The sequence below is a fragment of the Plesiomonas sp. ZOR0011 genome, from assembly GCF_000800945.1.
Lineage (GTDB): Bacteria > Pseudomonadota > Gammaproteobacteria > Enterobacterales > CAMTGL01 > Plesiomonas > Plesiomonas shigelloides.
The window spans coordinates 1-13,065 of the sequence record NZ_JRKB01000038.1 but is presented as its reverse complement, the minus strand read 5'-3'; the positions used below and the strand labels follow the sequence as shown (position 1 = coordinate 13,065).

The following is a 13,065-nucleotide window of genomic DNA, read 5'->3' as shown; positions in this document are numbered from 1 at the left end:
GTCACGTTTATAGTTTTTTGTCTTATTTATTACTTAGCGGCATTTTCGCGAATAAATTAATATGTGAACCGTCAATAGGGAAGGGCATAAATGCCAATATCGTGACATGCTGCGAAACTTCAACTTTCTTGACGCAGGCCGTTATCCCGAAGCGTTGGCTGGGATACACTCGGAGATTGGTTTAAAAAGATACGATACTGGCTGACGGCCAGTCGAGTTCACGCGAGGAGAGAGGTTCAAGGTGCTGACGCAATTACAGGCACGACTGGTTAAAGAGGCCCCGCGCTTTTTGCGCATGCCGCTGCAGTGGGTCCCGTTTGGGGTACAAAAGCAGGCGCTGGAGCAACTGCTGGGCTGGATGTTCCGTCAGGCGATGGAAGATGGCGAGCTGGATTTTCTGCAGCATCGCTGGTTGCAAGTCGAGGTGCCGGATCTGAACCTGAGCTGGTTTGTCAGTGTGCAAAATGCGCAGTTGGTGGTGGCCAAGCAGGCTCAACCGGATGTGATTTTCCGTGGTAACACCAATGAGCTGATCCTGATTGCGGCCCGTGTGGAAGATCCCGATACGCTGTTTTTCCAGCGTCGGTTGACCATTGAGGGTGACACCGAACTTGGGCTGTATGTGAAAAACCTGCTCGATGCTTTGGATATGGAGCAGATGCCAAAACCGTTACAGGCGCTGTTGCAACAGCTGGCGCAGTTTATTCAAAAAGGGCTGGCTGCTCAGCCGGCTGCGAACACTCAGGCGATAACATCATGCTGATTCGCGTTGAAATTCCGGTGGATGCCCAACCGGTCGCTCAGTTACTTAACCGCGCTTTTCCTTCTCCGGCGGAAGCCGAGCTGGTTCAGGCGCTGCGTGAAGCCGGCCAGTTGACGTTGTCGCTGGTGGCGGTGGATGACGAAGGTCAGTGCATTGGCTATTTGGCGTTTAGCCCGCTGCTGTTAGATGGCAACGATTACCAGTGGGTGGCATTGGCACCACTGGCCGTGGATCCGGCCTATCAGGGGCAAGGCATTGGCCAAGCGCTGGTGCAAGAAGGGCTGAATAGCCTGAATGAGTTTGGTTATGCGGCGGCGGTCGTGCTGGGTGACCCACGCTATTACGCGCGCTTTGGTTTTGCGCCGGTCAGTGCGGATGTCGCGCCTTGCCCGTGGTCAGAGTATCAAAGTGCTTTCCAACTGCTGAAACTGGACAGTTTCCAAGCGCCACAAGCGCCGGTGCAGGCGGTCAATTATGCGGAGCCGTTTAGCCACTTGTAGCACGATTTTATTTGCACAAGGTTTACATAACTTGACACAAAATAGAGGTGACAGGCGTTAGACTGTCACCTCTATTTCTTTTTGTGTGCTCTGAGATCTTCAATTCATGACAGGTATCGTTGTTCGTTGCAGTGTGGCCCTGATGCTGGGCTGGCTAAGCAGTACGGCGCTGGCGCAGGGGAAACCTGATGCGCAGGCCGTGAAGGCCGTAAGTGTGGGCGTCCAACCGGTGGAAGAGGCGGTGCTGAGCCGTAAATTGCCCCTGGTCGGCAGCCTGATTGCCCGCCAAGGGATCACCTTGCAGTCTCAGGTGGAAGCCAATCTAGTCCGAGTGAACATGCCGCAAAGTGGCCCGGTACAGCAAGGTCAGGTGTTGTTGCAGCTCGATGATGCACAGGCGCAGGCGGCGTTAGCCGAAGCGCGTGCCACGGCCACCGATGCTGAGCGTAAGCTGCAGGAGCTGTCACGTTTGGCCAAGGTGAAAGCGGTATCGAACACTGAGCTGGAATCGCAGCGCGCGGCGGTGGCGATCGCCAAGGCTAAAGTCGCTTCGGCGCAGGCTACCGTGGATAACTACCGCATTGTGGCGCCGTTTAGCGGTGAGGTTGGCCTGTATACCCTGACGCCGGGGCAGTTGATCAAAAAAGATACCGCCATTACTTCACTGGATGACCTGTCGCAGATGACGCTGGATATCAGTGTGCCGGAGAAGTTCTTATCTCAGCTCAGCATTGGCTCGCCGGTTTCGGCCACCACCGATGCGCTGCCGGGAGAGGTGTTCTCTGGCGTGGTAGCACACAAAGATATTCGTTTGGATAACATTACCCTGAACGGCAAGGTGCGGATCCGGTTTGAAAACCCACAGCATTTATTGCGCCCGGGCATGTTAGTGAAAGCCGAGTTGCAATTAGATACCCGCAAATTGCCGCTGATCCCATCGCGGGCGTTGCTGTTCCAAGGTGAGCAGCGCTATGTGTTTGTGGTGGAAGACGGGAAAGCAGTACAAAAGCCGATTCGCATTGAGCGCATTTACGATGACCAAGTTGCCGTAGCCGACGGTTTACGCGCCGGTGATCAGTTGGTGGTCGACGGTACGGTCAAACTGCGTCCGGGCGTGGCGGTTCAGGCATTACCGATGACGGGTGCCAAGGCCGCCGTATCGGCGCCGGCTGCGGCCAGTAAGGATACCAGCGGGAAGGTGCTGCCATGATTTTGGCCGACGTATCATTACGCCGTCCGGTACTGGCGGTGGTGATCAGTTTGCTGATGCTGGTGTTTGGTTTGGTGTCTTTCCAGCGCTTGGAAGTGCGCGAGATGCCGGAGACCGAAAAGCCGGTGATCTCCATCAGTACCTCTTACAGCGGCACCTCGGCGGCGGTGATGGAAAGTCAGGTCACCAAGGTGCTCGAAGACCAGCTTTCTGGGCTGTCTGGCTTGAGCTCGATTCAGTCGAGCTCGCGCTATGGCCGTTCTAGCATCAATGTTGAATTTGACGCTGACCGCGATCTGGACTCCGCTGCCAACGACGTGCGTGAAGCGGTATCGCGCGCCACGCGTAAGCTGCCGGACGATGCCGATCCACCGGTGGTGTCCAAGTCCGGTAACAATGACGATGTGATCATGTGGATCACGCTAGCGGGCTCGACGCTAGACCCCGTCGCGTTGTCGCGCTATGCCACCGAGGTGCTGGAAAAGCGTCTGCTGCTGATTGATGGCGTGAGCTCAGTGAACATGTCCGGCTACCGCTCGCTGGTGATGAATATTCGTCTTGATCCGGCGGCGATGGCGGCGCGCGGAGTGACCGTGGCGGATATCAACAGCGCCCTGCGTAAAGAGAACGTCGAACAACCTGCCGGTGAGCTGCGTACCGCCGATTTGCAAATGTCGGCGCGGATCACCCGCAGCTTTAACTCCGCTGAAGATTTCTCGCGCATCGTGGTGCGTAGCACTGACGGCGAGCCAGTCTATCTGGGCGATGTGGCGACCCTCGAAGAGGGCGCGCGCGATAACGATTCTTTGTACCGCGCCAATGGTGAAAACGTGGTGGGGCTGGGCATCGTGCGCCAGTCGCAGTCCAACACCGTGGATGTGACTCATCGTGTGAAGGCTGAGCTGGATAACCTGCGTCAGAACCTGCCACAAGGGGTGTCGATCAGCATCGGTTATGAAAGTGCTCAGTTCATCGAAAGCGCCATTGATGAGGTGTACAACACCTTGGCGATCACCGCCGGCCTGGTGGTACTGACGATTTATCTGTTCTTGGGCAGTCCGCGCGCCACCTTGATCCCGACGATTACGGTGCCGGTGTCGTTAGTGGCGGCTTTTATCTCCGCCTTGGTGTTCGGTTTTTCCATCAACCTGATCACCTTGATGGCGCTGGTGTTGGCCATCGGGCTGGTGGTGGATGATGCGATTGTGGTGCTGGAAAACGTGCACCGCCATCTGGAAATGGGGCGCTCGCCGCTGGCGGCGGCCTGGCATGGTACCCGTGAGGTCGGCTTTGCCGTGGTCGCCACCACCGCGGTGCTGGTGGCGGTGTTTGTGCCGGTGCTGTTTTTAACCGGCACTGTGGGACGTATTTTCGCGGAATTTGCCATGCTGCTCAGTGCCGCAGTGGTGTTTTCCAGTGTGATAGCACTGACCTTAACGCCGATGATGTGCGCGCGCTTGTTGCGCTCTGAAATGCCGCAAAACCGCCTGACACGCGCCTTTGGCAATCTGGTGACCACGGCTGCGGCGCTGTATCGTCGTTCGCTGCAAGTGACTCAGCGTCGGCCTCTGTGGGCTCCATTGGTGCTGGTGGCGCTGCTCGGTGCGAGCTATCTGCTGTATCAGCAGATCCCGCAGGCGCTGACGCCAAAAGAAGACCGCGGTAGCATCTTTATCATGACCCGCGCTGCCGAAGGGGCTGGCCCAGAGCTGATGCAGCGTAACATGCTGGAGCTGGAGCGTCGTTTGCAGCCGCTGTTAAAGCAAGGTGTGGCGGAGAATATCACGGTGCGAACCCCTGGGTTTGGTGGCGCGGTGAACTCCGGTATGGCGATGATCACCTTAAAACCGTGGGAAGAGCGTAGTCAGAAAGCCTCCGATTTAGTCGGCTTTATTGCCAAAGCGACGGCCGATTTACCGGGGATGCGGATTGTACCGATTTTGCCATCCAGCTTGCGTGGCAGTTCTGATAACCCGGTGCAGTTTGTGTTGGGTGGCCCAGATTACGAGCAGCTCAAACAGTGGATGGACACTCTGCTCAAAGCTGCCCGTGAAAACCCAGGGCTGACTGATATCGATATCGATTACCGCGAAACCACGCCGGAGTTGATGCTGGATGTGGATCGTGCGCTGGCCAACCAGCTGGGGATCCCGGTGGCGGATATTGCCAGCACCTTGCAAACCGTACTCGGCGGCAGTGATGTCACCACCTTCGCCAAAGACGGCGAAGAGTACGATGTTTATCTGCGCGGCCTGAAGCAAAACTTCCGTGGTGCGGAAGACTTGGCGCAGATTTATCTACGTGCCAAAAACGGGCAGCTGGTGTCGGTATCGACGTTGATTAATGGTCAGGAGAAGGCTTCGGCCTCCACCTACTATCACTACAACCGTAATAAGTCGATCACCTTGTCCGCTAACTTGGCACCGGGGTATGACTTAGGGCAAGCACTGGATTTCCTCGATACGCAGGCGCGCACCTTGTTACCGGCACAAGCGATTGTTGACTACAAGGGCGAGTCGCTGGAGTACCGCACCAATCAGGGCAATATCCTGTTTGCTTTCGGGATGGCGATGGTGGTGGTTTATCTGCTGCTGGCGGCGCAATTTGAAAGTTTTGTCCACCCGTTGGTGGTGATGCTGACCGTACCGCTAGGGGTAGCCGGTGGCCTGTTTGGCCTGTGGGTTACTGGGATGTCGCTCAATATCTACAGCCAGCTTGGCATGATCATGCTGGTGGGACTGGTGACCAAAAACGGGATCTTGCTGGTGGAGTTTACCAATCAGCTACGTGATGCTGGCCAAAGCTTTGCCGAGGCGATTTTGAATGCGGCGGAAACCCGTTTCCGCCCGATCATGATGACGGCGCTGACCGCGATTATTGGCGGGATCCCGCTCATCTTCGCCTTTGGCGCAGGCGCCGAAGGGCGACAGGCGATCGGTATTGTGGTGGTGTTCGGGATGGCGATCGCGTTGGTGCTGACGCTGTATATCGTACCGGCTATGTACGCGTTACTGGCGCGGCGCACCGGCTCACCGGATGATGCTTCGCGCCGTTTGGAGCAGGCGTTGGCCGATGATGAGCTGGCCGAATTGGCCGGTGAAAAAGGGCGACAGCCTTAACCGCGCTCAAAACTCGCCACTGACGCGATGCTGAGTTGGAGAGATAAAAAGCCTGCTTTTCCGAGCAGGCTTTTTTATTGGCCAGCGTGCGGCTGCACACGTTGCAAGAATGTGTAAGGCAGCTCCAAAACAGAGCAATTACGGGCGCTTAACCTCTGGTCGCTTCTTAAAATAGGGTTTTTCAGGGGGGAGTGTGGTCATGCAGGGAAAGAGTGGTTGGGGATGGGGCCTGTTGGCGCTGTCGTTATGTACCCAGGCGGCGGAAGTGCCGTTGGGGATGCCGTTGGCCAGTGAGCAGGTGTTGGTGCGGGCAAACGGCCAAGATCCGCAGCAGTTAGATCCCAATACGGTAGATGCGGATTTTGCCACTCAGGCGGTACTGTCGGATCTGTTTGAAGGACTGGTGCAAGAAGACGATAACGGCACCATTATCCCGGCACAGGCTGAGCGTTGGGAAGCTTCTGCGGATGGTAAATCGATCACCTTCTGGCTGCGTGATGCCGCGCGTTGGTCGGATGGGCAACCGGTTTTGGCGCAGGATTTTGTCTTGGGCTGGCAACGGGCGGTGAACCCGAAGCTGCGCATCAGTAACCGCAATTATCTGGCCGAGGCCGGAGTCGCCAATGCCGAGCTGATTGGTAAAGGCAAACTGAATCCAGAAAAACTGGGGGTCTCGGCACTGGAGCCGAAGGTGCTGCAAGTGACCTTTGATAAGCCGATGCCGTTTTTTATGTCGATGCTCTCACTGCCATCGTTTATGCCTGCGCCATCGCATCTGGTGCAGCAAGGCATTGCCTATCCGGCTGGGCCGCTGGTCAGTAACGGCGCTTTCATGCTGGAAGAGTGGACGGTCGGTAAGCAGTTACAGCTGATGAAAAATGCCCACTACTGGGACAACGCCCATACGGTGCTGGCCAAAGTGGTGTACTTGCCGCAGCGTTTTGCCCAGAGCGATATTCCGCGTATCGAGCAGGGTAACCTGCACATGACGGACAATGTGCCGGGCAGTCAGTATCGCCGTATTCAGAACAGTGTGCCGGAGTCGCTGCGAGCGTTTAACTTGCTCGGGCTGTACCAGTTCAGTTTGAACAACCGCCGTCCGCCGCTGGTGGATAACAATATTCGCCAAGCGCTGTCGATGGCGGTTAACCGTGAGCTGATCACCGATACCTTAAGCGGACAGTTGGTGAAACCGGCCTATACCGTGATCCCTGATAATGTACCGCAATACCTGCCGGTGACGGCGGAGTTTGCCAGTGAGCCGCTGCGTATGCGCCAAGATCAGGCGCGCAAGTTGCTGGAAGCGGCCGGTTTTAGCGCTGAAAAACCACTGCAAATTGCCCTGTCATATCGTGATGACGATGAGCAGGAGCGTTTAGCCAACACGGTGGCCTCAATGTGGAAGGTGATTGGGGTGAAGGTCGAGATGAATCGTTTGACCGATCCGGCGTTTCGCGCCAGCCGCTATACCAATCACTATGATGTGGTCGGCACCTATATTTATGGCGACTACAACGAGCCCTCTGCGCTGTTGAATGATTTTCGCTGCTATAACCCGTCGAACCTTAGCGGATATTGCAACAAAGAGTTTGATTTGATCTTGGATCAGGCGCAATCGGCAGATGCCGATCAGCGTGGTGTGCTGTATCGCCGCGCCGAAGAGCTGTTACTCAAGTCAACACCGTTGGTGCCGGTATTCCATGACACTAAAACACGGTTAGTCAGTGCCACCTTGCAAGGGCTACCGCAAATCAGTCCGCGAGGCATAGTGTTAAGTAAAAATTTGTATTTGACCGAAGGTTAAATAATTGTATTAATTTGGAGGTAAAGTTATATTCTTTACCTCCAACGATTAATTTAATAACAAAACTATTTCCATGTATGTGTTAGCTTTGCGATATATAAATATCCGCGCCATGAAGTGTCAGCTATCTTATTGATTATAAATGGCTTCGTGAATCACTATACGCAATTCGTGACTGCAATCACATGTAATACAAAATCAATTAGGCTTGATTTTGAAAGATGATCTGTGTCATGTTAATTGCAACTGCGAGGCGTAATATATTCCTCATGCAATACACCATTATTTATAGATATTATTTCCAGAAGAAGATAGCCAAATATGGCAAGGGAGATTGGAAATGAAAGGCTTGTCAATAATGAAACATATTCGGCGGACCAGACATCTGATGATGCCTATCTACCGTAGCTATTTTTCTTTTGCTTTCTTCTACTATAGATAATCCTGCCTTCATCCGGTGGCTGCTGCCTGTTTGTGGTGTGTCATCGTCTATTACCCGGCATGGAAAGGTCAACGTGACATTTTCGCCCGGAGTAAAGTTACTCTCAGTGTATGCCGGTCAGACTGCCAGTCTGTCCTAAGACTAACCTCCTGAACGCGTTGCTTCGGGCTGGGTGTCGCATCACAACTGAAGTGGCTTGTCGTTGATAACACAATTTATACAGCACAAATAGGTTCATCCGCACGGTGATCTGCTGCCTGTGTACATAATACGTAAAATTAAATTTTAGTTGATATTAAAAGTAGTTCCATAAAGGGGTGTTTATGGAGTTGGCCTTTTAAAAAGACATACGTTTAATTGCGTTTGTAGTACAGTGCGTAAAAATTTCATGCTGAAACCAGTCCGGTAATAAATAAATTTATTGCTGCGGGATTTCTTACGCCAAAAATAAGACTACATCGCAACGTAATACCGCGTGGCTCGGTAAACAATAATCGGAATATATCCGTAACGATTATTTGGTAGATGTTATTTACCGAACATGCTGCGTCATACCCTAAATTTAACAATGTCATTTTTAATAAATAGAGATAATGTTGCCATGAAAACTTTAAAAATAGCTGCCAGTGACAGTGTGTTATCCTGTTTCGACACGGAACGTGAAATTACGAATGTTCATACCACCGATTTCTCTGATATCGCGGCCATCGTAGTTTCTGTTCAAGACATCCATGACGGTATTCTGGCTAAAATCCACGCGACCGGCCTGTCTATCCCGACTTTTGCAGCGGTGTGCTGTGAAGAAGAGCTGTCTGCTGAGGTGCTGCCACAGCTGACCGGGGTGTTCGAGCTGTGTGGTGAGAATACTGACTTCTACGGTAAGCAACTGGAGTCTGCGGCGCAGCGTTATGAAGAGAACCTGCTGCCACCATTCTTCAATACCTTGAAGCAATATGTGGAAATGGGTAACTCAACCTTCGCTTGCCCGGGTCACCAAGGTGGTCAATTCTTCCGTAAGCATCCTGCCGGTCGTCAATTCTTCGAGTTCTTCGGTGAAACGCTGTTCCGTGCGGATATGTGTAACGCCGACGTGAAACTGGGTGACCTGCTGATCCACGAAGGTGCACCATGCGACGCGCAAAAACACGCCGCCAAAGTGTATAACGCGGATAAAACCTACTTCGTTCTGAACGGGACTTCTGCATCCAATAAGGTAGCCACTAACGCGCTGCTGGCTCGTGGTGACTTGGTGCTGTTTGACCGTAACAACCACAAATCCAACCACCACGGTGCGCTGTTGCAAGCCGGTGCGACCCCTGTATATCTGGAAACAGCCCGTAACCCATTTGGTTTCATCGGTGGTATCGACGCACACTGCTTTAGCGAAAAATACCTGCGTGATGAAATCCGCAAAGTAGCGCCAGAAAAAGCCGAGGCCAAACGTCCGTTCCGTTTAGCCATCATTCAGCTGGGTACTTACGACGGTACTATCTATAACGCTCGTCAAGTGGTTGATAAGATTGGTCACCTGTGTGACTACATCCTGTTTGACTCTGCATGGGTAGGTTACGAGCAGTTCATCCCAATGATGAAAGACTGTTCACCGCTGCTGCTGGATCTGAACGAAAACGACCCGGGCATCATCGTGACCCAGTCTGTGCACAAGCAACAAGCTGGCTTCTCTCAGACCTCACAAATTCACAAAAAAGACAGCCACATCAAGGGCCAAGACCGTTATTGCAACCACAAACGCTTTAACAATGCCTTCATGATGCACGCTTCTACCAGCCCGTTCTATCCTCTGTTTGCGGCGCTGGATGTGAACGCTAAGATGCACGAAGGCGAAAGCGGTCGTCGTCTGTGGATGGAATGCGTTAAAAATGGTATCGAAGCGCGTAAATTGCTGCTGGAAACCTGCAGCATGATCAAACCGTTCGTACCGGTTACCGTGGATGGCCGTAAATGGCAGGATCACGATACCGAGGTGATGGCTAATGATCTGCGCTTCTTCAATTTTGTGCCGAGTGAGAAGTGGCATGGCTTTGAAGGCTATCAAGAACATCAATACTTTGTGGACCCTTGTAAGTTTATGCTTACAACGCCGGGTATTGATGCTGCAACGGGGGAATATACTGAATTTGGTATCCCAGCTACCATTTTGGCGAACTTCCTGCGTGAAAACGGCATCATTCCAGAGAAGTGTGACTTGAACTCCATTCTCTTCTTGCTGACTCCAGCAGAAGATATGGCTAAGTTGCAACACCTTATCGCACAAATTGCACGTTTTGAACGCTACGTAGCAGAAGATGCTCCATTAAGTGAAGTGTTGCCGAATGTGTATCGGAGTAACGAGGCTCGTTATCGCGGTTATACTATTCGTCAACTGTGTCAGGAGATGCATAACCTGTACGTCAGCTATGATGTGAAACAGCTGCAAAAAGAGATGTTCCGTCAAGCTCACTTCCCGAAAGCGGTAATGAACCCGCAGGATGCCAACATTGAGTTTATCCGCGGTAACGTGGAGCTGGTTCCGCTTTGCAAGGCCGAAGGCCGTATCGCGGCGGAAGGTGCACTGCCATATCCACCTGGAGTTCTGTGTGTTGTTCCAGGCGAAGTGTGGGGTGGTGCGGTACAGCGTTACTTCCTGGCGCTCGAAGAGGGCATCAACCTGCTGCCAGGCTTCTCGCCTGAACTGCAAGGTGTCTACATCCAAGAAGAGGACGACGGTACTAAACGTGCGTACGGCTATGTAATGAAACAGTAAGCCGTCGTCAGGGGAGATGTACTAAGTAAGGTGCACGGATTACCGGCACAGACCGGTAATCCCTTCAGAATCTTCACTCTTCAAATCCTACCTCGGCAATGGCGTGTGCTGTTGCCTTGGTGGGGTATTACCTGAGAGTCAGTATTATGAGCAAACAAAATAATAAGATGGGGGTGGTGCAATTAACCATCCTGACCGCTGTGAACATGATGGGTTCGGGCATTATTATGCTGCCGGCCAAATTGGCACAGGTTGGTACCATTTCGATTCTGTCATGGCTGGTAACCGCTTGTGGTTCGATGGCGTTGGCGTTCGCCTTTGCCAAGTGCGGGATGCTGAGCCGTAAAAGTGGCGGTATGGGCGGCTATGCCGAGTATGCCTTCGGTAAGTCTGGTAACTTCATGGCGAACTACACCTATGCGGTGTCGTTGCTGATTGCTAACGTGGCGATTGCTATCACCGCGGTGGGCTACGGTACTGAGTTGTTTGGCGTGACCTTAAGCCCGGTCGGGATCTGTATTGCGACTATCGCGGTGCTGTGGATCTCTACAGTGGCTAACTTTGGCGGCGCGAAAATCACCGGTCGAATCAGTGGTGTTACCGTGTGGGGCGTGATCATCCCAGTCGTGGGTGTGTCAGTAATCGGTTGGTTCTGGTTTAACGGCAGTACCTATACTGCGGCGTGGAACCCACACGATAAGCCATTCTTCGAAGCGGTGGGTGCGTCTATCTCCATGACCTTGTGGGCGTTCTTGGGTCTAGAATCTGCCTGTGCTAACTCCGATGCGGTAGAAAACCCAGAGAAAAACGTGCCGATCGCGGTGATGGGCGGTACCTTGGCGGCTGCAGTTATCTATATCATTTCTACTAACGTGATTGCCGGTATGCTGCCAAACGCTGATTTAGCGGCTTCTTCAGCGCCGTTCGGTCTGGCTTTCTCGTACATGTTTAACCCAATGGTCGGTAAGATTGTAACTGCACTGGCGGTGCTGGCTTGTGTTGGTTCTCTGTTGGGCTGGCAGTTCACCATCGCGCAAGTGTTCAAGAGTTCTGCAGACCAAGGCTACTTCCCGAAACTGTTCTCCAAAGTCACCAAGGCCGATGCGCCAGTTAAGGGCATGATCTTGCTGACCGTGATCCAAACCGGTTTGGCGCTGATGACCATCAGTCCATCGCTGATCAAGCAGTTTGAGATCTTGGTAAACTTGGCGGTAGTGACCAACCTGATCCCGTATATCCTGTCGATGGCGGCGGTATTTATCATGCAGCGTTTGGCGAAAATCCCCGCTTCTAAGGCGCGCTTTGCCAACGTTATTGCCTTCATCGGTGCGATCTACAGCTTCTATGCGCTGTATGGATCCGGTGAGCTGGCGATGATGTGGGGGGCGATTGCCACTTTCTTCGGTTGGACTCTGTATGGCTTTATCGCTGATCGTTTCGAGATTCAGCCGGCTATCGAGATGGCAACGAGCAACACCGATAGCGATGCATCAGCGCAAAATAGCGGTGCGGTGACTTCCGCGTAACCGCGCGACAGCAAGATTCAATACACGATTTCGCCCTGCCTATTTTCTCCAGGTGCGGCGGGTTTGGACAGGAGCACGCTTCGCGGCGGCTCCTGTTTTTTTATGCCTGCTGTTTTATGCAGGTCTTTTTTATTGTGTGCGCCAATGGTCGTCTTTTGCCACAATGCTCAGCAGCTCCCTCATATACTTAAGCTGGATAAGAGAAACGCTGTGTCATCCTTTGAATATTCCCTGTCGCCTTGCCCTGATGATTCTGACCCGCTAACTGCGGGGAGCGCGCCGGTTGAGGCTCCGCCTGCGGAGTCTTGCTGGTGGCTGTATATGGTGCGGATGGCCGATGGGCGGTTATATACCGGCATCAGTACCGATGTGGGGCGCCGCTTTAGCCAGCATGTGAATGGCAAAGGGGCGCGCGCTTTGCGTGGCAAAGGCCCGTTGACGCTAGTGTGGCAGCAGCAAGTGGGTGCGCGCAGTGTGGCGCTAAAACTGGAGTATCGCCTTAAGCGCTGGCGTAAAGCTCGCAAAGAGGCGTTGATTAACTCGCCAACGCTATTTGCCGAGTTACAGGCGCAGCTTGAATCGGAGTATACCCTTTCTACTTGAAGCTGCAGCGGTGTTGAGGGGCGGAGTCGTGTGTAAGGGATGTAACGAAAAAAGCAGAACAGAAGCGGCGAAGGATTACGAGGGATAACAAGATGAGAAAGGAAAATGGGTAAGCTCATAACGCCAATAACAAAAAAGCCTCCGAAAATTCGGAGGCTTTCTTATATGGTGCTGGCTATCGGAATCGAACTGATGACCTACTGATTACAAGTCAGTTGCTCTACCTACTGAGCTAAGCCAGCGTAAATCTTAAATTCTGTGGTGCCCGGACGCGGAATCGAACCACGGACACGGGGATTTTCAATCCCCTGCTCTACCGACTGAGCTATCCGGG

General features: G+C 53.0%; 9 protein-coding genes and 1 tRNA gene. 9 read left to right on the top strand and 1 reads right to left on the bottom strand.

Annotation, left to right across the window (positions count from 1 at the left end):
- The first annotated feature begins 241 nt into the window (after window positions 1–241).
- From L975_RS07395 to L975_RS18105, 9 genes are all read left to right on the top strand, one after another.
- On the top strand, window positions 242–763 hold the full coding sequence (locus tag L975_RS07395; protein WP_039045858.1) for an SCP2 domain-containing protein: 522 nt from the start codon (window positions 242–244) through the stop codon (window positions 761–763).
- The gene (locus L975_RS07390; protein WP_010864587.1) at window positions 757–1,263 is read left to right on the top strand and encodes a GNAT family N-acetyltransferase; all 507 of its coding nucleotides are present in this window, start codon (window positions 757–759) and stop codon (window positions 1,261–1,263) included. Before L975_RS07395 ends, L975_RS07390 begins: the two co-directional genes overlap by 7 nt.
- A 106-nt stretch (window positions 1,264–1,369) precedes the next feature.
- A complete protein-coding gene (locus L975_RS07385) occupies window positions 1,370–2,473 on the top strand; it encodes an efflux RND transporter periplasmic adaptor subunit (protein ID WP_052181335.1) in 1,104 nt (367 codons plus the stop codon).
- Window positions 2,470–5,592 (top strand): efflux RND transporter permease subunit, encoded by a 3,123-nt coding sequence (locus L975_RS07380; protein WP_047707972.1) that lies wholly within the window; start codon window positions 2,470–2,472, stop codon window positions 5,590–5,592. The genes L975_RS07385 and L975_RS07380 overlap by 4 nt, the downstream gene beginning before the upstream one ends.
- A gap of 199 nt (window positions 5,593–5,791) precedes the next feature.
- Window positions 5,792–7,396, top strand: coding sequence for an ABC transporter substrate-binding protein (locus L975_RS07375; protein WP_010864584.1), 1,605 nt, complete (start codon window positions 5,792–5,794; stop codon window positions 7,394–7,396).
- A 340-nt stretch (window positions 7,397–7,736) separates the two neighbouring features.
- Complete coding sequence (gene speFL, locus L975_RS18730; protein ID WP_071596488.1) at window positions 7,737–7,838, top strand: leader peptide SpeFL; 102 nt, start codon at window positions 7,737–7,739, stop codon at window positions 7,836–7,838.
- A 601-nt stretch (window positions 7,839–8,439) separates the two neighbouring features.
- Window positions 8,440–10,602 (top strand): ornithine decarboxylase SpeF, encoded by a 2,163-nt coding sequence (speF, locus tag L975_RS07370; protein ID WP_010864583.1) that lies wholly within the window; start codon window positions 8,440–8,442, stop codon window positions 10,600–10,602.
- A gap of 146 nt (window positions 10,603–10,748) precedes the next feature.
- The gene (gene potE, locus L975_RS07365; protein ID WP_081995635.1) at window positions 10,749–12,128 is read left to right on the top strand and encodes a putrescine-ornithine antiporter; all 1,380 of its coding nucleotides are present in this window, start codon (window positions 10,749–10,751) and stop codon (window positions 12,126–12,128) included.
- Between the two features lie 315 nt (window positions 12,129–12,443).
- On the top strand, window positions 12,444–12,731 hold the full coding sequence (locus L975_RS18105; RefSeq protein WP_255359264.1) for a GIY-YIG nuclease family protein: 288 nt from the start codon (window positions 12,444–12,446) through the stop codon (window positions 12,729–12,731).
- A gap of 166 nt (window positions 12,732–12,897) precedes the next feature.
- On the opposite strand, the gene L975_RS07355 is transcribed toward L975_RS18105, so the two are convergent.
- Window positions 12,898–12,973 (bottom strand) — tRNA-Thr (locus L975_RS07355).
- Window positions 12,974–13,065 lie beyond the last annotated feature (92 nt).

Excerpts from the sequence above, each read along its gene's own strand:
- L975_RS07390 (WP_010864587.1), top strand. The coding sequence starts at position 757 with ATGCTGATTCGCGTTGAAATTCCGGTGGATGCCCAACCGGTCGCTCAG.
- L975_RS07385 (WP_052181335.1), top strand. The coding sequence starts at position 1,370 with ATGACAGGTATCGTTGTTCGTTGCAGTGTGGCCCTGATGCTGGGCTGG.
- L975_RS07380 (WP_047707972.1), top strand. The coding sequence starts at position 2,470 with ATGATTTTGGCCGACGTATCATTACGCCGTCCGGTACTGGCGGTGGTG.
- L975_RS07375 (WP_010864584.1), top strand. The coding sequence starts at position 5,792 with ATGCAGGGAAAGAGTGGTTGGGGATGGGGCCTGTTGGCGCTGTCGTTA.
- speFL (WP_071596488.1), top strand. The coding sequence starts at position 7,737 with ATGAAAGGCTTGTCAATAATGAAACATATTCGGCGGACCAGACATCTG.
- speF (WP_010864583.1), top strand. The coding sequence starts at position 8,440 with ATGAAAACTTTAAAAATAGCTGCCAGTGACAGTGTGTTATCCTGTTTC.
- potE (WP_081995635.1), top strand. The coding sequence starts at position 10,749 with ATGAGCAAACAAAATAATAAGATGGGGGTGGTGCAATTAACCATCCTG.